This is a genomic window from Sulfurisphaera javensis, from assembly GCF_041154675.1.
In the GTDB taxonomy this organism is placed as follows: domain Archaea; phylum Thermoproteota; class Thermoprotei_A; order Sulfolobales; family Sulfolobaceae; genus Sulfurisphaera; species Sulfurisphaera javensis.
Genome location: NZ_AP031322.1, coordinates 1,072,645 through 1,093,252, shown reverse-complemented (window position 1 = coordinate 1,093,252; position 20,608 = coordinate 1,072,645). Strand labels below are relative to the sequence as shown.

Below are 20,608 nucleotides of genomic sequence, written 5' to 3'. Positions count from 1 at the left end.
TTTTTAATTAGCTTATAAATTCTCTCTTTTTGATGGATATCAAAATGGTTATAGTCGTAAGGACAGATTTAGATATGGGAAAGGGAAAAATAGCAGCTCAAGTTGCTCATGCTGCAGTATCTTTAGTTCTTGATGTTTTAAATTCTAGTAATAATGTCTGGAAAGAGTGGTTAAATTATTGGTTAAATGAAGGGCAACCAAAAATTGTTGTAAAAGTTCCAAATCTGGAAGAATTAAACAAGAGATATGAAAGAGCTATAAGTTTAGGTTTACCGGCAACTATAATCCAAGATGCTGGCAAAACCCAATTAGAACCTGGGACCATCACATGCTTAGGTATAGGTCCTGCTCCTTCAGATTTGGTGGATAAAATTACTGGTGATCTGAAATTACTATAACTCCTCATCCAATTGATATAATTTTAGGAATGGAAAAATATTTTATTAGTGAGGATTGGAAACCGTTAAATGTTACAATCCCTAGACCATTAGGGTTTAGAGTAATTGAGGAAATTTCATATAAACCAGCCTCAGAATGGAAGGGCGAATCGAAGGGCAGATATGCTGTTTATTTGCTTAAGAAGCAGGGAATTGATCATTTTAATGTAATAAACGAAATATCTAAAATACTTCATAGCAAAGTCCATTATATAGGAATAAAGGATACTAATGCTATCACTGAACAAATAATCTATACTGAAAATACTAAAAAAATTGTGGATAAGATAGAAAATGAAAAATACTCGTTATATTTTCTTGGATATTCTGACTCAAAGTTCAATCATACTGGAAACATATTTGAAATAGAGCTTCAGACTGACGATTATGAGGAACTAGAAAGGCGAATAAAGAAATTATCTCAAATTAAGTATCTTCCAGCATATGTAGGTTATCAAAGGTTTGGCACTAGAAGGCCCATAACCCATGTCATAGGGAAAATGCTAGTTTTAAGAGATTGGAAAAATGCATTAGATTTCTTAATAGGATATCCTTTTGAAGGTGAGAGTGAAATACTTAAGAAGGCAAGAAGTGAATACATGAAAGGAAATTATAAAGAAGCATTAGAATTATTTCCAAAGAAGTTTAAGGATGAAAGAATAGCCTTAAAACTTCTATTAAAAAACGAGAATTACCTAAATATATTAAAAAGTCTACAAACCCCTTTATCTTTCTTTGTTGAAGCATATCAATCATATCTATTTAATAAGTATTTATCTCGAATCATGGACCCTAAAAATGTCGATGAAAACCTTATGATAGAGATTCCTACGTCTTATAGTAAATGTGATGAGATATGTAAAGAAATATTTAGGGAAGAAGGAATAGTTAATGCAGATTTTAAAGTTAAAGAATTAAAGATTAACGTAAGAAGCATGGTAAGAAAAGCTTATACAAGGGTTAGAAATTTTGACTTTAAAAATAAAAAAATTTCATTCGCTTTAGATCGTGGAATTTATGCAACTATCGTTATAAGGGAAATAGCTAGGGATGATCCACGTCTATTTACTTAGGGTGTTAGCCTCTTTTTGTCTCTTGGGAAAGGCACAATTTCTTTAACACTTTGTATTCCAGTGAGCATCACCATTAATCGCGCTAAACCCATACCAAAACCAGCGTGGGGTGGCATGCCATAATCAAACCATTTTAAGAAAAATTCAAAACTCTCTGGCTTTAACCCCTTTTTCTTTAATGTCTCTTCTAGTACTTCTTTCTTATGATTTCTAGTACTTCCAGAAACTATCTCTAGGAATCTATAAATTAAATCAAAACTTTCACTAAGTTCTGGATTTTCATCTTTTACTTTAGTATAGAAAGGTCTAGCATCGGAGGGCCAATCTATAATGAAGTATAAATCTTCTTTTAATTCCTCATTTAAAATTCTAAGTTCTGGAGTTCCTATATCATCTCCAAACTTTATATTATATCCTTTACTTCTAAGTATTTCTATTGCTTCAGTGTATTTTAATCTTCTTATAGGTAATCTTATTTCTGGTGGTTGATAGTTTAATACAGCTAATTCCTCTTTTCCTTCTCTCTTTATGGTATCAACAATATTGTATATAATCTTCTCAAGAAGTTGCATTACATCGTTATAGTCTGCAAAAGCCATTTCAACATCCATACTTATAAATTCCGCTAAGTGGAAAGGTGTGTCTGATTCTTCAGCTCTCCATGCAGGAGCAATTTCGAAAACTCTCTCTACTACTCCAGCCATTAATTCTTTATATAACTGCGGACTTTGAGCTAAGAAAGCTTCTCTCCCAAAGTAAATTACTGGGAAAAGTTGTGCTCCTCCTTCAGTAGCTGAAGCTATAATTTTAGGGGTAAATATTTCAATAAATCCTTCTTTATATAAAGTTTCTCTAAACGCCTTTAGAGCTAGAGATTGTATTTTGATTACAGCTTGCATTTCTTGTCTTCTTAAGTCTAATACTCTTTCTCTTAATCTAGTATCAATATCCGCTTTAACTTTCCCAGATACATCTAATGGTAAGGGTGCTTTTGCTTTGTTAAGTAATACTATTTCTTCAGCGTGTAACTCTACACCTCTCGGAGCTCTCTTATCCGTCTTAACTATTCCTCTAACTTGTATTACACTTTCTTGTGTTAAATCTTGAGCCACTGTAAAGGCTTTTGAGTTTTTATCAACAACAACTTGACCTAATCCAGTCTTATCTCTAAGTATTATAAATTTCTTTCCGCCTAAATCACGTAAAAGATGTACCCACCCAGCCAGAACAACCTCTTTACCATCGTAATCTGGCGTAATGTCGGTAATAAAATGGCTTCTGTACACTTTTACTCCACCCTAATTTTAATTGGAATAGCATGAATTTTTGATAGTGCTTCCTCTAACGAATTTTCATCAGCTGGCAAGAATCTTTTCTCGTTCTTAGAGATCCTTATAACGTACTGTACTGAACCATCAGGAAGCCATACAGTATTTACTCCTAAAACTCTAGCTGGGGATAAAAGTTGGGACGCAGTTGATTTTATATTATTACTTTTCTCTAATATTCTCACTTTTATACCAAGTTTTTCTTGTAATATCTTAGCTATTTTTATCCATTTTTGATGAGACATAGAAGGAGGGCTTGTGACAAGCAATATTAACAAATTATCTACTTTGAAGGCTTTATGGTATACAGCATCTTTAAGTTCCTTGAATTGATTCTCTTCTAAATCTAATAGTATCTTCATCACGTCTACTTCAAAATGCTCTACTTCTCCTCTATCTATCAGAGATTGACAACGGTTGCATAATAATCCACTTTTTACACAAATATAGTCTAGCGGTATCTTCATCCTCTTTCAACTCCGCTTTTACCGCAACACTTTTTTTGAACTGAGTCATATTATTGAATCGGGGTTAAAAATGCCACTCACCGATCCAGTAAAGTTACAAATAGTGCAACAACGAGTATTTTTAAAGAAAGTATGCAGAGATTGTGGTGCATTAAACTCAATAAGAGCTACGAAATGTAGAAGATGTCACAGTAAAAATCTGAGACCTAAGAAGAAAGAGTTACCAGCTAAGAAAGGATAACCTAAATTTTTATTCCAATCAACCCAAGTCTATCCCTTATACTTTTTGCGTTTTCTTCAAACAAGTCTATGTGAGATTCTAAATATTTTTTATCTATACTTAATTTTCCTTCACCTAATAAATAAGTAATAGTTTTCAACTCATCTTCATCTTCTTCTCTAAATGCATTAGTTTTAAGTAAAATATAATCTTCTAGTTTAATTATCTTGAATTTTTCTTTACCTAATCTGATCTCTATTGCACTGTTAATAATTTCTTTAGGTACAAAAAAATCTTGGATATTTTCATACATATCTATTTGCAACTGATCATCATCTACAGTAGCTATAATTCTTGGAGTATCTATTGGTGTCTTACCAAAATCCCATCCTCTATCATAAGCAAAATCACGTATTTTATCTTCGTCTATAAGAACACTTAAACTTAATATGAAAAGATCTACATCGCTTTCTGTTCCCTTTCTACCTAATGAGATATCAACTATGGTATCTCCAATTATTACAAAGTCAGTTAGTTGTTTTATTTCTGAAAGTACTTCTCCTACTTTTGAAAAAGGAATCACAATCTCACGTTTTTAAATGCTATAATAAACATTAAAATATTTTAGTTTGATGTAACATATAGTTAATTTGCCGGGGTGGCCGAGCGGTCAAAGGCGGCGGGCCGCAGAGTTTAAACATGGAAACCCGTTATTTCGCGGGTTCAAATCCCGCCCCCGGCTTATTTAAAAAATTTATACTTTACTTTTGTTGTATAATCTTGTGAGCCAACCTAAAAGAAAGGAGGAAACAATAGGAAGGGAGACAAAAGGAGATGAAGCTATTGCTTATACATTGAAAGAATTAGAAATTAAAGAAGTGTTCTCCTCTTACTCTCTTCCTTCATTTCTTGCAGAAAGATTGAAGCAATATGAGGTTAATGTAAATTACACGTCAACTCCAAGAGAAGCTGTAATGTTAGCTGATTCATATGCTAGAGAATATAATACACTCGGAGTTGTAATACAATCACCTGGAGTATATTTAACAGAGGCAATTGACGTAATAGCACAAGCTTTCATGGATTCAGTTCCATTATTACTTATTTCAACTTTAAGATCATATAGGGATGTAGGAAGGAGCAGAATAGCTGAGTTGAAAACACAAGATGATATGATGGCAATTTTATCTCCTATAACAAAAATGCGTGAAAGAGTGGTAAGTATTGAAGAAATCATAATAACTATTGAAAAAGGGTACAAAGAGGCCTTAAGTAATAGAAATAGACCAGTTTATATAGAAATAGCTGAAGACCTATTTAAACTCAAAGCATATCCTTTATCTCCAGCAGAACAAAAGCCAGAAAAGAAAACACCGGATAAAACTACTGTAGCTAAGGTGGCTGAAGTTTTATCTAATGCTAAAACTCCAGTAATAATTGCGGGTTATGGTGTTTTAGCTTCAAATTCATTTAACGAATTAAAAGAATTAGCTGAATTATTAGATGCTCCAGTGATAGCAACTTTTAGAAGCAAAGGAGTATTACCAGCCTCTCATCCTCTCTATGCTGGAGAAGGACTAGGCTTATTTGCAACTGAAGAAGGTAGTAAAGTTCTTGATGAAGCTGATGTTGTTTTAGCCTTAGGAACTAGGTTCACGCAATTATCAACAGCTGGTTGGTCAATGAAATTTAAGGGCTATGTTGTTCATAATAATGTTGATGGAGAAGACATTGGTAAAGTGTTTATTCCTCAAATACCAGTTGTCGCTGATACTGGCTTATTCTTAAAAGAACTTCTGGCACAATTAAAGACTAAAATTAAGGAACCAATTAAGAGAGGCTCTGCTGAAAAAATAAAAGCATATAGGAAAATTTACATATTAGATTCTCATGGAGGTTTATGGCCCTACGATGTAGTAAGAGTTATTCAACAATTTGATTTTAATAAAATATTTATTGATTTAACGGCTCCCACAATAGACTTCGTTAGATTGCCAATAGAAAAACCATTTAGTTGGATAACTAGCGAATCCCTTTTAGAAAGGAATATTGGTGTAAGCGGCATAGTTAGATCTAATAATGTAAAAACTTTAGGAATAACTGATATTCAAGGAGTAATGCAAAACCTTTCATTATTAGAAAATAGGTTAACTAAAAGTAAAGGTGTTCTTCTTATACTCAACGATAATGGCAACACCATGATAGATGCTGTATCTTCAGATATCCCAACAATTACTAAAACCCCATCCCCAATTGAGGTTAGTGATGAAATGTTAGAGAGAAGTCTAAAAGCGAGAACAATACAGAGCTTTAGTGAATTGAAAGAAGAATTAAATAATTTAGTTGAAAATAGATTAAACGTTCTTAACGTTAAAATAGAACCAGACTACAAATCAGTCATATTTTGATTTTTTATACTACTAATTAAATGAAAAATCAAAGGAAGTAAGACAAATAGAAACTTATATAAGGTTAAAAGAATTAAGTGTATATGCATCAAGGGCCCGTCGTCTAGCCTGGTTAGGACGCCACCCTCACACGGTGGAGATCCGGGGTTCAAGTCCCCGCGGGCCCATAGTGAGGGCACAGCCCCCACGCCCCCACTTTCTTTCAATTTTTTGTAAGTTTCTACGACCTTATCTAAAGGGCCAACGTAAGATTCCTTTCTCTCACCATTTAACGTTTCCAATTTATAGACATAATACCGACTTTTAACTTCACGTATGATTATATCACCAAATGTATAAGTCTTTTGTTTTTGCGTCATTTTAGTCCTAAATTAATGGTTAATAAAACGCGATTTTTAAGCATCGTTAACGCGTTAAAAGTTATCACAATTAACGATAAATTGAAAGAAAAAGGCAAAGGTTCCTAATTGGAAAAAAATGTAAAAAATAACGTCTAAGAAACATCATTCCAGGACTTTTTATACCTATATCAACCTCAAGTATACCTTTCTTAAGCATCTATTGGGTGGAGATGAAAAGTGCCTTTTGCTCTTAAACAAGCAACGTTAGCGATTTCGGTAAGTTTTTAATCTATTCCTATATTGCCTAAATAGCTCAAAACTTCCAGAATAACTAAAGATTTCTCTAATGTAAATCAACGAATTCAAATTTAAACAAATCGAACAAGAAAGTGGAAAATTTTTGATTACGTAGATAAAAACTATGGTTAACGTGAACTTATTTATCGTGTAACTTGGCATGATATTTGGATCCCATTGAATCTCATAGATTTTGTATCCATTTTCGCCCTTGGATTTCATCGAAGTTGTGGTTCTTCAATTATTCTTCTCTATCCCTTTCTTGGGAAACCTATACATCTTGAATTTCCTTCTCTCAACACTATTTGGGTATTTATCATCCACATCTAGTATACGGAGTCTAAAAATAATTTACACTAAGAGTATCTAATTATGGAAACTGTTTTCAATGGCGAATTAAATCTGGTAAGAGAGAAATTAGTGATGGAACGCTGATGAAGTTGATTGAAGTATTAACTCCAGTTGAGTTTGCAAAATCGTTGACTAATCAAAGCATAAATCATGAGTAAGGTTAAAAATAATTAATCCATTGCTTAAACTCCTATAGCTATAACATAGCCCTCTTTAAAATCTGCAATATCTGGATCAAGGTTAATTGCATCGAGTCTCTGTTTTGTGTCCTTTAAATCTAATATCTTTACTGAAAATTCAGTAAATATTTTGCAAGTTTTTTCGTAAATTTTTCTTGCTTCTTCATAGCTTGTTGTATAAGCAAATATTCCTCCTCCTTGTGCTATTGTTGAACCTAAAAAGGATTTCACTTGATAATATTGTATGTGATTTCTTTTAAGCAATACTGTCAACACATTCAATATAGGATGCTTAAAATTATTATTGGCGCTAACAGCGGTATTTATATTTCACCTAAAATGTTAGAAGTCTTAAAAGAGAGAAGAATTGAATTCACATTGGAATTAGACCTATTAAGTAATTCTTTCATAGAAGTGGAACTCGATAACAAGACTATAGTGTTAGAATCTGAAAATGAATTAATGAAGTTATTGAATAATATTGATGATAAAAAGGATGATGATTTTACAAATGGTAGTTATACTCATTCATCAAATAATGTTTTATCTAATAAAGCAATAATCTGAAATGTGAATGTAGTTTTAGGCGGAGGCATTACTGGTTTATTATTAGCTCAAAATCTTAAAGACGTTCTTGTTATTGAAAACCAGCCAAAGTTAGGTGGAGTGTTTAGTTATGACGAGATTTTAGATTTTAAAGTTCCTTTTCATCCTCCACTTTTGCACTCCTCTTGTGCTCCTTTTAATGTAAAGGAAGTAAGATTAAGGATATTTTCTAAGAAAGAGAACTACTTATTAAAAAAGCTTAATATACAAGAATTACCACCATGGTTGTTTTTTAAAGAAAAAATGTATTATGTTGACAATCTAATTGATATAATCGATACCTTATCAAAAAAAGTTAGAGTATTTCATTCAAATATAAGGAAAATAAATGAAGAAAATATAATAACATCAAAAGGAATTATAAAAGCTAATAAAATATTTGTTACAATTTCGAAAAAATTCATACTTGAATCTCTCGGTAAAAAAAGTAATTTAAAAAGCATTTCGATAGCAGAAATCGTTGCTGTAATACCTAAAAGAGATATTGGATGGGATGTATATATAAACGGTGATAATGGGGTTTCTTTTTCTCATGTAATAAATGCTTATTGGTTAAGTGAATTATATAACGTATTATATGTGATAATCCCATTTTCTGGCTCTTTACCTATATGGGATAAAATATTTAGTGATCTTAAGAGAGAGAAAATCCTAACAAAAGATGAAATAATAGGATTAAGATCAAGGATAGTAAGGGATGCAATCCTAATAGGGGATGAGGAAAATAATCTGCCAGAAAGGTTTAAACTATGCGGAAGATTAGGAAAATGGAAGAATCTCACTTTGTGTGAAACAGTTCAAGATATCCATAATTGCTGAACCATTCTACAAACTCTTTTGCTTTTAGTGCTGAATCTCTTGGATTATATCCAATCAGTCTGTAATAGAAATAAGAAGCAATCAGCGTATCTCCTGTCCCAGTCTTATAATTACCTATCTTTGAGGTTTTGAAAAATTCCTTATAATTTCTAGTGTATAACTCAAATCCGTCTTCGTTATATGATATTAATAACTCCTTAAACCCTAGGCCTAAAAGATAATTTATAGTTAATTCGCTTTTTTCAAATTCCTCAATGTTACTATGGAATACAAAATAACTTGAAATAGGACTTAGGTTCGCTTTTACGTATTCAATTTCCTTATTTACCTCACAGTTTCTTATAAAACCTTGTATATCAAGAGCAATTGGCACCTCATTTAGCTCTTCTATTTCTATTTCATTACATACTGGATTAATAATTACTCCAGAGAAATAACTTAAGTCTAAGGGTAATATTTTTATTTTATTTTTAGGTTTATTTTCTAGAATAAGTTTTCTTTCATTATTTATGAAAATATGTCTAAATTTTACAGTATATTTATCATCTACTATTTTATATATTTTTAGAAAATGTGGGATTTCAAAATTGAAATCCTTCCCTAATATAGTATAAACGTGAGCCTCGCCACCTAGTTTATTTATTGCAAATCCAGAATATAATGGTGGGCCACCTATTTGTTCTTTTTCATTAATTATATCGATAGTAAAGTTCCCAACGATAAGTATTTTAATTATTACTCTTCCCCTTCTTCTTCCTCTTCTTCTCCCACTTTTATCTTTTCTTCTTCCTCTTCTTCCTCTACTTTCTTTGATTTAATCCATAAACTTAATTTGTGTGCTTTTATGTGTTCTTTCAAATCGTCTACATTAAAGAAATAACTTCCTTGTTCTGGTATTCCTCCTTTTTTACATATTGGAGTACAATATGGACAAGCATAAAGTTTAGTGATTTCATCATAGCAAACCTCTATTTGCTTTCCTTCAATTTCTATGTTTATTATGTTCCATTTTGGGATCCATCTTGTGGTTGATGACATAATAGTGTTATTTATCATGTAAAATATTAAACTTTAATTGCTACTTTATAGCAATAATGTTTTAAAGCAATCAAGATATAATTTAATTGGAGAAATAATTTGTCCTCATCTTCACTTCTTCAAGCCCCACTTAGTATCAAAACCATGTTTGATATTGCAGAATTTATTATAAGATCCGCGCAAATGATAAAACCCGAACAAGTAAATAAAATGGTAGATGTTTTAACTAATTTTTATTATAATAATAGAAATGGAAAAGTATTAGTGATGGGTGCTGGTAGAAGTGGTTTGGTTGGAAGAGCTTTTGCAATGCGTCTTCTTCATTTAGGTTATAATGCATATGTATTAGGTGAAACTATAGTTCCGGCTATTGGTGAAAAAGACATAGCAATAGCTATTTCTGGTTCTGGTAGAACCAAGCTAATTTTAACTGCTGCAGAGGCGGCTAAAGAAGCTAAAGCTACACTGATAGTTATTACGAGTTATGCAGATAGCCCAATAGCTAAAATAGCGGATGTTGTAGTTGAAGTTCCAGGGAGAACTAAATATTCTCAAAATGAAGATTATTTTGCTAGGCAAATATTAGGGATAACAGAACCTTTAGCACCATTAGGAACTTTATTTGAGGATACTACACAAATATTCTTAGATGGAATAGTTGCGGAACTTATGTTAAGGCTAAAGAAGACTGAAGAAGATCTGAGGCAAGTACATGCTAATATCGAATTATAACACTCTTCTCTCTCATATTTTAATAATAATGTTAATACATGAATGAAAGTTTTGGTGAAAGCTCTAAGTCATTTATAATCCTTGTAATAATCCTTACTATTTTGTCAATTATAAGCAGAAATATTATATTTTTTATTTTAGATTCGTTTCTATTTGTTTTATTTCTTTACGTTTATAGAAAAGAAAAGGAATTTTTGTCTATAAAAAAATTCTTCAATGGCTTACTTCATTTAAAAAATAAAAGCGATAAAGATCAATCTGAAGTCATTATAAAAGACGGCTTGATAAAGTATGATAACTACGTAAAAAGCGTTCTGGTAGTTGACGATATACCTTTCGATTATAGAGACTTAAGTGATGAAAGTCTACGAAATAAAATAATTTCATTTCATAAAGTCTTGGATGTATTAGAAGATATTGAGATAATTCTAAGAAAACAATCAATAGATCGAAACAAATTCTTAGAAAACTTATTTTTAAGGGCACAAAATCTTAGAATTATTATTGAAGCAGATCCGTCAAATGAGAAAGCAAAAAATGAATTGCAAATAATACAATCAATGATTACTAAAATAAATGAAGGTGAGTCTCCTTTTAGATATTTAATATATTTCATCGTAAAATCTTCATCTGAGGATAAAGCTTTAGCTTCAGCACAATTGCTGAAAAAAGGATTAGAGAGTATTGGAGTAAAGGCAAGATTAGCAACAAAGGATGAGATTGTAAAGTTATTTCAAGACAAAATCAAGATTAAACATGAGGGTTTTCCGACTCAAATTCCCTTCTTAACAGTATTTTCGTTACCTAAGTCTCCTAGATTTGAGTTCTTTGATGATGGAATTTATATTGGAAAAGAGTTAGGTAATAATAGAGTAGTATTCTGGAATTACAAAAATATGCTAAATCCTCATGTTCTTTTAATAGGTCCTACAGGGTCTGGAAAAACTGAATTTTTGATAAGTTTAGGTTATAAGATTAATTCATTCTCAAATATTCCAGTAATATTTTTTGATACAAAGAGTGATATTAAGCTTAGATTAAGAAAATATGGTATAAAATTTAAAGTATTAAATCCAATAATTTATGGTTTAGGATTGTTAAAAATAGATGATGTAAACCTAGAGTCTTATATATCACAATTAGAGGAGATTTTATCTTTAAGTTTTCGATTAGATAAGTATACTTCTTCAATATTATATAAAATAATTAAAGAAATCTTCTATAAATATGCAAATCCAACTTGGGATATGATATTGGAAGAAATTGAAAAATTAGATATTTCCTACCAGCTAAAAACTTATCTTTATAGAATAATTTCCCAAGTTAAAGAGTTTGAAGGAAATAATGATGTATCATTGATAGACTTAATAAAAAGTGAAAGCATATATGTCATAGACTTATCTTTAATAAAATCTGAAGAAATTCGAAGGTTAATTATTCTTTCTGTTCTTACTAAAATATATAATAAATATAATGTAGCTGATGATCAACTTAAGTTAGCTATTGTCATAGATGAAGCATGGACCATTATAAAGGATTCTTCCGAGTATTCAATTATAATAGATCTTATTAAAAGAGGAAGAGGATTTGGAATAATGTTGTTAATGGCGACACAGAATATCATAGACTTAGGAGACTATAGTGATGTATATTTACAAAATATAGGACTTATTGCATTTATGAATAATGGTGATAAGAAATTCTGGCAAGAAGTTCTAAGATTTGTTAATGTTTCTGATAAAGAGATTACTAATGAGTTAACATTTTTAGGTAAAGGAGAAGCTTTAATCAGATTTATAACTGATCCAAGACCAGTAGTAATTAGCCTTGATACGCTAATACGAGATACGTTCTAATATAGATTGTAAAGCTGCTTTTATCTTGTTGTAAATTATTTCATCCTTTACATTTTTTATAATTATTTCTCTAAGCTCATCCTTATCCAACATTATGTCATAATCTATTTTATTTCTGTTTTTTTCACTTTCTAGTATCTTTGTCAGCACATTAGCATAAATCTTATTTATAGTTATCTTCCCTTTAATGTTAATTTTCATTACTGGAGGCATATAATATATCTCCGCAAGAATTTCTCCTCTATTATTTTTTAGAATGTCCATACTTCCTTTATTTCCTTTGACAATTCCCTTGTATCCTTCAGCCTCTATTAAACTTAACAGATACTCATAAAATTCAAGCTCTTTCTTTAAATCAGCAATTTTTTCCTCTAAAAATTTCCTTAATTCGTCTGTTGTTATGCTCATGATATAATACTATATATGCTTAAATTACTTATAATCCTATTGCTTAATGGTCAAAAGATGATAAGAGTTGCTGTAATAGGAGGTTCGGGTTATACTGGAGGAGAATTACTTAGATTACTTGCTGTGCATCCAAAAGTTGAAGTAACTTATGTAACATCAAGGGAATATGCAGGGAAGCCTATAACATTAGTACATCCAAATTTAAGAGGATTCTACAATATGAACTTTTCACAGTTTTCTTTTGATAGATTAGGTGACAAGGCTGATGTAGTTTTTTTAGGGTTACCACATAAAGTTTCGCTAGAATACGTTCCAAAAATTCTAGAAATGGGCATACAAATAATAGATCTAAGTGCTGATTTCAGATTGAAAGATCCTAATCTATACAAGATTTGGTATGGCTATGAGCATCCATATCCAGATCTGTTAAATAAGGCAGTTTATGGATTACCAGAGTTACATTATGAAGAACTTAAAAACGCTAAGCTAATTGCTTCTCCTGGATGTAATGCAACAGCAACAATCTTAGCTGCTGCTCCATTAGTTGCCTCTGGTTTATTAGAGACATATAAGATAGTTAGTGACGTAAAAGTAGGAAGTAGTGAAGGAGGAGCAAAACCTCATGAAGGAAGCCACCATCCAGAAAGACAGAATGCAATTAGGCCTTATGAGGCAGATGGACATAGACATGCTGCAGAAGCAGAGCAAGAACTCAGCCTAATAGCAAAAAGAAGCGTAAAAGTTAGTTTAGTTCCACATGCTGTAAGCAGTGTAAGAGGCGCATTAGCATCAGTTCATGGTTGGTTAAATACAGAAGTTTCTGAAATGGATTTATGGAAGAAGACTATAGAATTTTATAAAGGAAGAAAATTCATACGTATAATAAGAAGTAATGTACATCCATATCCGGATCCAAAGTTTGTGATAGGCAGTAACTTTGCAGATGTAGGGTTTGCAATAGAAAAAAGACTTCAAAGAGTTACAATGTTTTCAGCTATAGATAATTTAATGAAAGGAGCAGCAGGGCAAGCAGTTCAAGCTTTTAATATCTCAAGAGGTTTTGATGAAGATGAAGGATTGAGATTACCTCCTTTGAGGCCTGCGTAAAATGATTGTAGTAAAGGCTGGTGGAAGAGTAATTAAAAATAATTTAGATAAGATAATTGAAAGTCTATCAAATACTAAAGAGCAAGTTATTTTCGTTCATGGAGGAGGAGATCAAGTAACTGAAACTTCAAAGAGGTTAGGAATAGAACCAGTATTTGTAACATCGCCAGAAGGGATAAGAAGTAGATATACAACTAAAGAAGAGCTTGATGTCTTTATAATGGTTATGAGTTTAATATCAAGGCAAATAATATCAAAATTAGCTGATAAGAAAAAAGCAATTTCTTTAACTGGAGCTGATGGTAATTTAGTTATTGCAGAAAGAAAAAAGAAAATAATAATAATCGATGAAAGAGGAAGAAAAAGAATAATTGATGGTGGATTTACTGGAAAAATAAAACAAGTAAATACTTCTTTAATATCAGATTTGTTAAAGAGTTTTGATCTTCTAGTTTTTTCTCCATTGGCTTATGATCCAGCTGAAAAAACTCTACTTAACGTTGATGGGGATCAAATGGCTTTTGCGATAGCTACGGCTACAAAATCAGATCTATTAGTACTTCTAACTGATGTAGAAGGAGTATTAATAGATGGAAAAGTTGTCGAAAGATTAACACCTAATGAGGCAAAAGAACTATCTAAAAAGATAGGGCCTGGTATGAATAGAAAACTATTAATGGGGGCAGATGCTATTGAAAATGGAGTGAAAAAAGTAATAATTTCCTCGGGTCTTGTACAAGACCCCATATCTAATGCATTACAAGATAGGGGGACGGTGATTAGCAATGGCTGATGTAGACGAAAGTGACTTAAAAATTTTAGAAATATTAAGGAAAAATGCTAGAACTCCTTATACTACAATAGCTAAGGAACTTAAAGTAAGTGAAGCTGCAGTTAGGAAAAGAATTGAGAAGTTAATAAAGATAGGGGTCATAAAAAGGTTTACAATAGATTATGAACTAGAAAATGAAATAAGAGCTATTGTTATGGTAAAAACTAACCCTCAAATTCCTACACCAGAAATCTCGAAGAAAATCATAAAAATACAAGGAGTTGAATTTGTTTACGAGACAACTGGAGATTATGATATTCTTACAGTTGTTAGAGGAACAAATATTTCCTCTATTAATAAAACAATAGATGATATAAGAAGTCTTCAAGGAGTAATCAGTACTAATAGTACAATAGTTCTTAGAGTTTGGTTCTAAAATCGAACCATTTATTTTCATAAAAGCTTATCAACTACTTACTTCTTATGCTATATTTGATCCAAAAATGGTAGTCTTAAAATGCCCAGTATGTAATGGAGATGTAAATGTACCAGATGATGCATTACCAGGAGAAATAATTGAACATGAATGTGGAGCACAATTAGAAGTATATAATGACCATGGTAGATTAGCCTTAAGACTAGCTGAGCAAGTGGGAGAGGACTGGGGAGAGTGATCTTAGGAGTAATATATGATCTTCTTAGATGGGAAGAGAAAAATCTAATATATGAGGCCAGAAGCCTGGGTCATAAAGTAATTCCTATATATACAAAAGATTTTTATTATTTTTATAATAACACTAATGAATCTTTAGGAGATTTTGACGTTATAATTCAAAGGAATACATCTCATTCTAGAGCTGTAATAACTTCATCAATATTTGAAAACTTAAATTATAAAGTTGTGAACGATTCATTTACTTTAATAAAATGTGAAAATAAGTTATACACTTTATCTTTGCTTTCAAAGCATGGAATTAGAGTACCTAAAACAATTATTGCTTTTTCGAAGGAAAAAGCCATAGAACTTTCTAATAAGCTTGGATATCCAGTAGTAATTAAACCTATTGAAGGTAGCTGGGGTAGAATGGTTGCTAAGGCTATTGATGAAGACACATTAAGAAATTTCCTTGAGTATCAAGAATATACTACATTGCAATATAGATATATATACTTGGTTCAAGAATTTGTTAAAAAACCAGATAGGGATATAAGAATTTTTACAATAGGTGACGAAGCACCAGTAGGAATTTATAGAGTAAATTCAAAGAATTGGAAAACAAACACAGCATTAGGGGCTAGAGCTGAGCCTTTAAAAATAGATGATGAATTGAGGGATTTAGCTTTAAAAGTTAAAGATATTGTAGGAGGATTTTTCCTGGGTATAGATATTTTTGAAGATCCAGAAAGAGGTTATATTATAAATGAAGTAAATGGAGTTCCAGAATATAAGAACACAGTGAGGGTAAATAATTTTAACGTCTCAGAATATTTACTTAAAAAACTTGAAGAGTGGATTAAAAAATGAAATTCATTCAACTTTATGGAGATAGAGGTCTAACTATTGTAAAAGGAGAAGGTCAATATGTTTGGGATATTAATGGCAGAAAATACTTAGACTTACACACTGGTATTGGTGTAGCCTTTTTAGGGCATAGAAACAAAAGAGTAGTAGAATATCTTACTAGACAAATGGAAAATATAATGACGTTATCAACGTCTTTTTCTACGCCAATAAAAGAAGAAATGCTAAAAGAGTTAGACCCCCTAAAACCTGACAAAATGGATAACTTAATTCTTTTCAATAGTGGCACTGAAGCTGTTGAAGCGGCATTAAAAACGGCAAGAAAAGTAACTGGTAGAAAAAAGATTATAGCTTTTAAAAACTCATTTCATGGAAGAACTGCTGGATCTCTCTCAGTCACGTGGAATAAAAGATATAGAGAGCCATTCGAACCACTAATGTCGCCAGTAGAATTTTTAACATACAATAACATTGATGAATTAAAGAACATAGACGATCAAACAGCAGCAGTAATAGTAGAACCTATTCAAGGAGAATCTGGAGTGATTCCAGCAAATGAAGAATTTATGAAAGCTTTAAGAGAGCAAACGCAAAAAGTCGGAGCTTTATTAATAGCAGATGAAGTACAGACTGGATTTGGTAGGACTGGAAAAGTTTGGGCATACCAGCATTATGGAATTGTCCCAGATTTATTAACTGCAGGAAAAGCTATTGGAGGAGGATTCCCTGTTAGTGCATTATTTTTACCAGATTGGATTGCTGAAAAGCTTGAAGAAGGAGATCACGGAAGTACATATGGTGGAAATCCATTAGCTATGGCTGCAGTAACAGCAGCATCTAAAGTACTTAAAGAAGATAATGTGCCAGAACAAGCGCATATAAAAGGCGAATTATTTAGGAAAATTCTTCAAGAGAAATTAAGTGATTTGAAGTCTTTGAGAGAAATAAGAGGAAAAGGATTAATGATAGGAATAGATATAAGATTCCCACCAGCTATTGCATTAAAAGTAATGCAAGATGAAAGTGTCTTAGCACTAAAAGCTGGGACAACAGTAATAAGATTTCTAGCACCTTATATGATTACTCAAAAAGATATGGAGGAAGCTTCAGATGCAGCTAGAAAAGGAATTATTGAGACAGAAAATAAAAGAGTTACTCATTGAAATAGTTTCAATTTATACTCCTTCTGGAGAAGAAGAAAGAGCTAAAGACTTTTTTGATAAAATTTCAAAAGAATTTAATTTAAAATTAGAAATAACAAAAACTAATTCTTATCTTCTGGGAGAAGGAAATATATTATTAGCTTCTCACATTGATACGGTTCCAGGATTCTTAGAACCTAAGGTTGAGGGAGATATAATATATGGAAGAGGTGCAGTAGACGCTAAAGGACCTTTAGTAGCTATGCTTTTAGCAACTTATTTACTAAACGAAAAAGGTTATAAAGTTCAATTTGCTGCTCTTTCAGATGAAGAAGGAAAAAGTAAAGGTGCAAGAGAACTGGTTAACTCTGGAAAGAAATATGACTATATAATTGTAGGGGAACCTAGCAATACTTATGATATAATCATTGAATATCGGGGAGTTCTTCATTTAGACGTTACTTGTAGAGGAGTCCCACAACACTCCTCTTCTGCTAAGGATAATTTAATAGTAAACATTGCTAAAAATATTTTAGAAGTCTATAGGCCTCCAATAAATTATGATGATTTCTCTATAGTTCCCACCGTAATAAAATCTGGTGATTATATTAATGTAACTCCTTCTGAAGCATATTTACATTTAGATATAAGATACTCTGTAAAAAACTCTAAAAATGAGATTTTGAATATAATAAAAGAGAAGTTTAGGGAATGTAGTATTTCTATAGTGGAAGATATTGAGCCAGTTAAAGTTAGTGCTAATAGTGAATTAGTAAAGTCATTGATGAGAGGCCTTATAAAACAAGGACATAAACCTAGATTAGCTAGAAAAGCTGGAACTAGTGATATGAATATATTAAAGAATATTACTCAAGAAATAGCAACTTATGGTCCTGGGAATTCTTCATTAGAGCATACTGATAATGAAAAGATTTCTATTGATGAAATATTTATAGCTTTGAACACTTATATCAACGCGATAGAAGAATTATGCTTAAAGAAAAAATAACTAAAATTATTCTTTACCCTGTTTATAAGGTTTATGAAAAAGTCTTGTGGGATGAAATAAAAGACGGGCCTTTTCCACAACACGTGGGAATCATTCCTGACGGAAATAGAAGATGGGCTAGAGCAAATAACCTTAGCATAAATGACGCATACTACAATGGTTACAAAAAGTTAAAACAAGTTCTGCTTTGGCTTTTAGAAATGGGAATAAAGAATATAACAGTTTTTGCATTATCTACGGAAAATTGTGATAAAAGAACTAATCTCGAGTTAACTACTATATTTAATTACATCAAGGCAGGATTAGAAGAATTACTTTATGGGGATATAATTTATAAATATGAAGTCAAAGTAAGAGCAATAGGATTATTACATAAACTTCCACCAGATCTAATAGATATTATAAACCAATTAAGCAGTAAGACAGAGAACTTTAATAAGAGAAAACTTACTTTAGCCATTTGCTATGGTGGAAGACAAGAGATTATTGATGCAACAAAGAAAATAATTGTCGATTATCAAAAAGGTAAAATAAAATTAAATGAAATTAATGAGAATTTATTCAGACAATATCTTTATGATAAGGAATTAGAAGACATTGATCTAGTCATACGCTCTTCTGGAGAAGTAAGGATAAGTAACTTTCTCTTATGGCATATTGCATATTCAGAGTTATTTTTTGTAGATACTTATTGGCCAGATTTCAGAAAAATAGACTTATGGAGAGCAATTAGGTCCTATCAAAAGAGAAAAAGAAACTTTGGAGCTTAAATTTATAAGCTTCATTCTTAAATAACTTTCGTATGGGATATTTCCAAGGGAATGATTTTAGGAAAATAACTGGAGGAAAAAAAGGAAAGCATAGAGATAAAAGGAAATTTGAATTAGGTTCACCACCTACAGAAACGAAGTTAAGTAATGAGCAAGTCATTGAGAAAGAAAGAGTAATGGGTGGAAATGAAAAGATTAGAATAAAATATGCAGCTTTTGCTAATGTATATGATCCTCAAGAAAAAGTAAGTAAAAAAACTAAAATCATATCAGTTCTTCAAACCCCTGCAAACAGAGAATATGCTAGAAGAGGAATTATAGTTAAAGGAACAATAATTCAAACAGAATTGGGCAAAGCTAAAGTCACTTCAAGGCCAGGTCAGGATGGTACAATAAATGCTGTACTGATTAGAGAATGAGCCTAAGAGATTATAAAGATGAAAAAATCGCTATCTGGCTAGCTTATTTTTTAGCAAGTAGTAGAAGATATGGAAGAAAAATTAGAAGAATTGAAGGAAAGAAAATTGATTTTGATACACTAGTTTCTATTTGTAAAAAGCTTGGTTTAGATCCTATCCCTTTCCCTGATAAAATTCATCCGGCATCAGGTATAGCTGGACTAGTTATGGTAAATAAAAATGAAGGAAAATATAAGATTATTAAAAAAATCTTAGAGGAGATAAATAAATAATACGCGGGCCCGCCGGGATTTGAACCCGGGACCTACGGGTATCTCCTCTACCTCTTATTTACGTTAAGAGCCCGCCGCTCTACCTGGCTGAGCTACGGGCCCACAGAAAAAGAGTAATCTAAGAAGTATTTAAAGTTGTTTTAGGTTTTTTACGATTAAACATATTATAAAATAAACCATAAGGAAAGGAAAGAGCTAGAGCTAAGCCTGGGATTAAGTTAAGTAAATATTTCTTTAATCCACCATAATAATAAATTCCATAACCCACAAGTGGAATATAAAGTATTCCTACATATGGAAAGATTGATGTCAGTATTGCTAATATGTAATAGCTACCATAATAAGAATAACCAGTTAGAAAAGTTATGTTGGATAAACCGTCAAAAAGTAGCATTATATCGTATTTACTTCTCCATAAATTTCTTCTTGCCTCTTTTAATGAAGAATGAAAATCCAACCTAGCATGAACTTTGTTTAAATGTAAACATCTTCCTTCAGACGGTTCTGCATTATACCCTAGTTTTCTTAGTTTTGCATAAAGCCATACATCCTCATCTCTCTCATATCTCTCATCAAATCCACCTATGTTTTTAACAATTTCAGCATCGAGACCAGCGCATCCAAGGTTAGGATTGTGTTCTCCAACATTTATTGGTTTTTTCACTTCATCTTCTGAATAGGCATAGTGCATCCATGTAAATGCCACATTGTTTTTAAGTTTATTTTCTATTACTTTAGCATAACCTTCAAAGATTATTACATCACTATCAAGAAAGATTACATATTTTTCATCAGCTAAGGATAACATTTTGTTCCTTAATCTTGACATATTAACTTTCGTCATTCTTCTATCTTTAATATGGATAAGTTTACTAGATGAAATTAAGTTAAAGAACTTATTAATATCTTCTCTTTCACTATTATCATAAATTATTACTTTGTTTACATCTTGTGATAAGGCAGATTTAACTGATTTTTCTATCCACTCTATTTTATCACTAGGACCAACTGGTATAATAATTTCCATTAAGTTAA

Annotated in this window: 26 protein-coding genes, 3 tRNA genes and 1 pseudogene; 20 read left to right on the top strand and 10 right to left on the bottom strand. The window is 31.5% G+C overall.

What is annotated here, in order from left to right:
- Positions 1-32 precede the first annotated feature (32 nt).
- Both pth2 and truD read left to right on the top strand, forming a co-directional pair.
- Complete coding sequence (pth2, locus tag ACAM25_RS05880; RefSeq protein ID WP_369611389.1) at positions 33-398, top strand: peptidyl-tRNA hydrolase Pth2; 366 nt, start codon at positions 33-35, stop codon at positions 396-398.
- Positions 395-1,510: a tRNA pseudouridine(13) synthase TruD gene (gene truD, locus ACAM25_RS05875; RefSeq protein WP_369611615.1), complete on the top strand. Its 1,116-nt coding sequence runs from the start codon at positions 395-397 to the stop codon at positions 1,508-1,510. The genes pth2 and truD overlap by 4 nt, the downstream gene beginning before the upstream one ends.
- Here the strand turns inward: truD and aspS are convergent.
- Positions 1,507-2,796, bottom strand: coding sequence for an aspartate--tRNA(Asn) ligase (aspS, locus tag ACAM25_RS05870; RefSeq protein WP_369611388.1), 1,290 nt, complete (start codon positions 2,794-2,796; stop codon positions 1,507-1,509). The genes truD and aspS overlap by 4 nt on opposite strands.
- Before the next feature lie 2 nt (positions 2,797-2,798).
- Positions 2,799-3,305, bottom strand: coding sequence for a transcription elongation factor NusA (locus tag ACAM25_RS05865; RefSeq protein ID WP_369611387.1), 507 nt, complete (start codon positions 3,303-3,305; stop codon positions 2,799-2,801).
- Between the two features lie 70 nt (positions 3,306-3,375).
- Between ACAM25_RS05865 and ACAM25_RS05860 the strand changes: the two genes are divergently transcribed.
- Entirely contained in the window at positions 3,376-3,546 is a 171-nt protein-coding gene (locus tag ACAM25_RS05860) for a 50S ribosomal protein L40e (RefSeq protein WP_156013463.1), read from the top strand.
- Between the two features lies 1 nt (position 3,547).
- On the opposite strand, the gene ACAM25_RS05855 is transcribed toward ACAM25_RS05860, so the two are convergent.
- Positions 3,548-4,108, bottom strand: a complete 561-nt coding sequence (locus tag ACAM25_RS05855; protein WP_369611386.1) for a nucleotidyltransferase — start codon at positions 4,106-4,108, stop codon at positions 3,548-3,550.
- A 69-nt stretch (positions 4,109-4,177) separates the two neighbouring features.
- On the opposite strand from ACAM25_RS05855, the gene ACAM25_RS05850 reads away from it, so the two are divergent.
- The 3 genes from ACAM25_RS05850 (at position 4,178) to ACAM25_RS05840 (ending at position 6,100) form a co-directional block, all read left to right on the top strand.
- A tRNA-Cys gene (locus tag ACAM25_RS05850) sits at positions 4,178-4,267 on the top strand.
- A 40-nt stretch (positions 4,268-4,307) separates the two neighbouring features.
- On the top strand, positions 4,308-5,933 hold the full coding sequence (locus tag ACAM25_RS05845) for a thiamine pyrophosphate-binding protein (protein WP_369611385.1): 1,626 nt from the start codon (positions 4,308-4,310) through the stop codon (positions 5,931-5,933).
- 92 nt (positions 5,934-6,025) lie between these two features.
- Positions 6,026-6,100: transfer RNA gene (locus ACAM25_RS05840), tRNA-Val, on the top strand.
- Between the two features lie 27 nt (positions 6,101-6,127).
- Here ACAM25_RS05840 and ACAM25_RS05835 read toward each other — a convergent pair.
- Positions 6,128-6,292 (bottom strand): annotated as a pseudogene (locus ACAM25_RS05835) (putative integrase); the annotation flags it as partial.
- Between the two features lie 812 nt (positions 6,293-7,104).
- The gene (locus ACAM25_RS05830; protein ID WP_369611384.1) at positions 7,105-7,332 is read right to left on the bottom strand and encodes a hypothetical protein; all 228 of its coding nucleotides are present in this window, start codon (positions 7,330-7,332) and stop codon (positions 7,105-7,107) included.
- A gap of 57 nt (positions 7,333-7,389) precedes the next feature.
- Between ACAM25_RS05830 and ACAM25_RS05825 the strand changes: the two genes are divergently transcribed.
- On the top strand, positions 7,390-7,668 hold the full coding sequence (locus ACAM25_RS05825; RefSeq protein WP_369611383.1) for a hypothetical protein: 279 nt from the start codon (positions 7,390-7,392) through the stop codon (positions 7,666-7,668).
- A gap of 3 nt (positions 7,669-7,671) precedes the next feature.
- Positions 7,672-8,526 carry an NAD(P)-binding protein gene (locus ACAM25_RS05820; RefSeq protein ID WP_369611382.1) on the top strand — a complete coding sequence of 285 codons (855 nt, stop codon included), beginning with the start codon at positions 7,672-7,674 and terminating at the stop codon, positions 8,524-8,526.
- On the opposite strand, the gene ACAM25_RS05815 is transcribed toward ACAM25_RS05820, so the two are convergent.
- The gene (locus ACAM25_RS05815; protein ID WP_369611381.1) at positions 8,486-8,899 is read right to left on the bottom strand and encodes a hypothetical protein; all 414 of its coding nucleotides are present in this window, start codon (positions 8,897-8,899) and stop codon (positions 8,486-8,488) included. The two genes, ACAM25_RS05820 and ACAM25_RS05815, sit on opposite strands and share 41 nt — an antisense overlap.
- 362 nt (positions 8,900-9,261) lie before the next feature.
- On the bottom strand, positions 9,262-9,564 hold the full coding sequence (locus ACAM25_RS05810; RefSeq protein WP_369611380.1) for a hypothetical protein: 303 nt from the start codon (positions 9,562-9,564) through the stop codon (positions 9,262-9,264).
- A gap of 144 nt (positions 9,565-9,708) precedes the next feature.
- Between ACAM25_RS05810 and hxlB the strand changes: the two genes are divergently transcribed.
- The gene (gene hxlB / locus ACAM25_RS05805; protein ID WP_369611614.1) at positions 9,709-10,296 is read left to right on the top strand and encodes a 6-phospho-3-hexuloisomerase; all 588 of its coding nucleotides are present in this window, start codon (positions 9,709-9,711) and stop codon (positions 10,294-10,296) included.
- Between the two features lie 38 nt (positions 10,297-10,334).
- Entirely contained in the window at positions 10,335-12,152 is a 1,818-nt protein-coding gene (cedB, locus tag ACAM25_RS05800; protein ID WP_369611379.1) for a DNA import protein CedB, read from the top strand.
- On the opposite strand, the gene ACAM25_RS05795 is transcribed toward cedB, so the two are convergent.
- Complete coding sequence (locus ACAM25_RS05795; RefSeq protein WP_369611378.1) at positions 12,132-12,560, bottom strand: hypothetical protein; 429 nt, start codon at positions 12,558-12,560, stop codon at positions 12,132-12,134. The genes cedB and ACAM25_RS05795 overlap by 21 nt on opposite strands.
- A 57-nt stretch (positions 12,561-12,617) precedes the next feature.
- Between ACAM25_RS05795 and argC the strand changes: the two genes are divergently transcribed.
- The 10 genes from argC to ACAM25_RS05745 all read left to right on the top strand — a co-directional run bounded on the left by argC (position 12,618) and on the right by ACAM25_RS05745 (position 19,573).
- Positions 12,618-13,667 carry an N-acetyl-gamma-glutamyl-phosphate reductase gene (gene argC, locus ACAM25_RS05790; RefSeq protein WP_369611377.1) on the top strand — a complete coding sequence of 350 codons (1,050 nt, stop codon included), beginning with the start codon at positions 12,618-12,620 and terminating at the stop codon, positions 13,665-13,667.
- A 1-nt stretch (position 13,668) separates the two neighbouring features.
- A complete protein-coding gene (locus ACAM25_RS05785; protein ID WP_369611376.1) occupies positions 13,669-14,460 on the top strand; it encodes a [LysW]-aminoadipate/[LysW]-glutamate kinase in 792 nt (263 codons plus the stop codon).
- Positions 14,453-14,875, top strand: a complete 423-nt coding sequence (lysM, locus tag ACAM25_RS05780; RefSeq protein WP_369611375.1) for an HTH-type transcriptional regulator LysM — start codon at positions 14,453-14,455, stop codon at positions 14,873-14,875. The genes ACAM25_RS05785 and lysM overlap by 8 nt, the downstream gene beginning before the upstream one ends.
- 67 nt (positions 14,876-14,942) lie before the next feature.
- Entirely contained in the window at positions 14,943-15,113 is a 171-nt protein-coding gene (gene lysW/argW, locus ACAM25_RS05775) for an alpha-aminoadipate/glutamate carrier protein LysW/ArgW (protein ID WP_369611374.1), read from the top strand.
- The gene (gene lysX / locus ACAM25_RS05770; protein WP_369611373.1) at positions 15,110-15,964 is read left to right on the top strand and encodes a lysine biosynthesis protein LysX; all 855 of its coding nucleotides are present in this window, start codon (positions 15,110-15,112) and stop codon (positions 15,962-15,964) included. Before lysW/argW ends, lysX begins: the two co-directional genes overlap by 4 nt.
- Complete coding sequence (gene lysJ / locus ACAM25_RS05765) at positions 15,961-17,124, top strand: [LysW]-aminoadipate semialdehyde/glutamate semialdehyde transaminase (protein ID WP_369611372.1); 1,164 nt, start codon at positions 15,961-15,963, stop codon at positions 17,122-17,124. The genes lysX and lysJ overlap by 4 nt, the downstream gene beginning before the upstream one ends.
- Positions 17,072-18,112 (top strand): N-acetyl-lysine deacetylase, encoded by a 1,041-nt coding sequence (locus tag ACAM25_RS05760; protein ID WP_369611371.1) that lies wholly within the window; start codon positions 17,072-17,074, stop codon positions 18,110-18,112. The genes lysJ and ACAM25_RS05760 overlap by 53 nt, the downstream gene beginning before the upstream one ends.
- Positions 18,094-18,882 (top strand): polyprenyl diphosphate synthase, encoded by a 789-nt coding sequence (gene uppS, locus ACAM25_RS05755; RefSeq protein WP_369611370.1) that lies wholly within the window; start codon positions 18,094-18,096, stop codon positions 18,880-18,882. Before ACAM25_RS05760 ends, uppS begins: the two co-directional genes overlap by 19 nt.
- A gap of 32 nt (positions 18,883-18,914) precedes the next feature.
- The gene (locus tag ACAM25_RS05750) at positions 18,915-19,301 is read left to right on the top strand and encodes a 30S ribosomal protein S8e (protein ID WP_369611369.1); all 387 of its coding nucleotides are present in this window, start codon (positions 18,915-18,917) and stop codon (positions 19,299-19,301) included.
- Positions 19,298-19,573: a signal recognition particle subunit SRP19/SEC65 family protein gene (locus tag ACAM25_RS05745; RefSeq protein WP_369611368.1), complete on the top strand. Its 276-nt coding sequence runs from the start codon at positions 19,298-19,300 to the stop codon at positions 19,571-19,573. The genes ACAM25_RS05750 and ACAM25_RS05745 overlap by 4 nt, the downstream gene beginning before the upstream one ends.
- Positions 19,574-19,577: 4 nt before the next feature.
- Here ACAM25_RS05745 and ACAM25_RS05740 read toward each other — a convergent pair.
- A tRNA-Lys gene (locus tag ACAM25_RS05740) sits at positions 19,578-19,675 on the bottom strand.
- Positions 19,676-19,691: 16 nt separating this feature from the next.
- A complete protein-coding gene (locus tag ACAM25_RS05735; protein ID WP_369611367.1) occupies positions 19,692-20,600 on the bottom strand; it encodes a glycosyltransferase family 2 protein in 909 nt (302 codons plus the stop codon).
- Positions 20,601-20,608: the final 8 nt, after the last annotated feature.

Coding starts and splice junctions, on each gene's coding strand:
- pth2 (WP_369611389.1), top strand. CDS start 33: ATGGATATCAAAATGGTTATAGTCGTAAGGACAGATTTAGATATGGGA.
- ACAM25_RS05865 (WP_369611387.1), bottom strand. CDS start 3,305: ATGAAGATACCGCTAGACTATATTTGTGTAAAAAGTGGATTATTATGC.
- ACAM25_RS05860 (WP_156013463.1), top strand. CDS start 3,376: ATGCCACTCACCGATCCAGTAAAGTTACAAATAGTGCAACAACGAGTA.
- ACAM25_RS05825 (WP_369611383.1), top strand. CDS start 7,390: ATGCTTAAAATTATTATTGGCGCTAACAGCGGTATTTATATTTCACCT.
- ACAM25_RS05810 (WP_369611380.1), bottom strand. CDS start 9,564: ATGTCATCAACCACAAGATGGATCCCAAAATGGAACATAATAAACATA.
- hxlB (WP_369611614.1), top strand. CDS start 9,709: ATGTTTGATATTGCAGAATTTATTATAAGATCCGCGCAAATGATAAAA.
- cedB (WP_369611379.1), top strand. CDS start 10,335: ATGAATGAAAGTTTTGGTGAAAGCTCTAAGTCATTTATAATCCTTGTA.
- ACAM25_RS05795 (WP_369611378.1), bottom strand. CDS start 12,560: ATGAGCATAACAACAGACGAATTAAGGAAATTTTTAGAGGAAAAAATT.
- argC (WP_369611377.1), top strand. CDS start 12,618: ATGATAAGAGTTGCTGTAATAGGAGGTTCGGGTTATACTGGAGGAGAA.
- ACAM25_RS05785 (WP_369611376.1), top strand. CDS start 13,669: ATGATTGTAGTAAAGGCTGGTGGAAGAGTAATTAAAAATAATTTAGAT.
- lysM (WP_369611375.1), top strand. CDS start 14,453: ATGGCTGATGTAGACGAAAGTGACTTAAAAATTTTAGAAATATTAAGG.
- lysW/argW (WP_369611374.1), top strand. CDS start 14,943: ATGGTAGTCTTAAAATGCCCAGTATGTAATGGAGATGTAAATGTACCA.
- lysJ (WP_369611372.1), top strand. CDS start 15,961: ATGAAATTCATTCAACTTTATGGAGATAGAGGTCTAACTATTGTAAAA.
- ACAM25_RS05760 (WP_369611371.1), top strand. CDS start 17,072: ATGCAGCTAGAAAAGGAATTATTGAGACAGAAAATAAAAGAGTTACTC.
- uppS (WP_369611370.1), top strand. CDS start 18,094: ATGCTTAAAGAAAAAATAACTAAAATTATTCTTTACCCTGTTTATAAG.
- ACAM25_RS05750 (WP_369611369.1), top strand. CDS start 18,915: ATGGGATATTTCCAAGGGAATGATTTTAGGAAAATAACTGGAGGAAAA.
- ACAM25_RS05745 (WP_369611368.1), top strand. CDS start 19,298: ATGAGCCTAAGAGATTATAAAGATGAAAAAATCGCTATCTGGCTAGCT.
- ACAM25_RS05735 (WP_369611367.1), bottom strand. CDS start 20,600: ATGGAAATTATTATACCAGTTGGTCCTAGTGATAAAATAGAGTGGATA.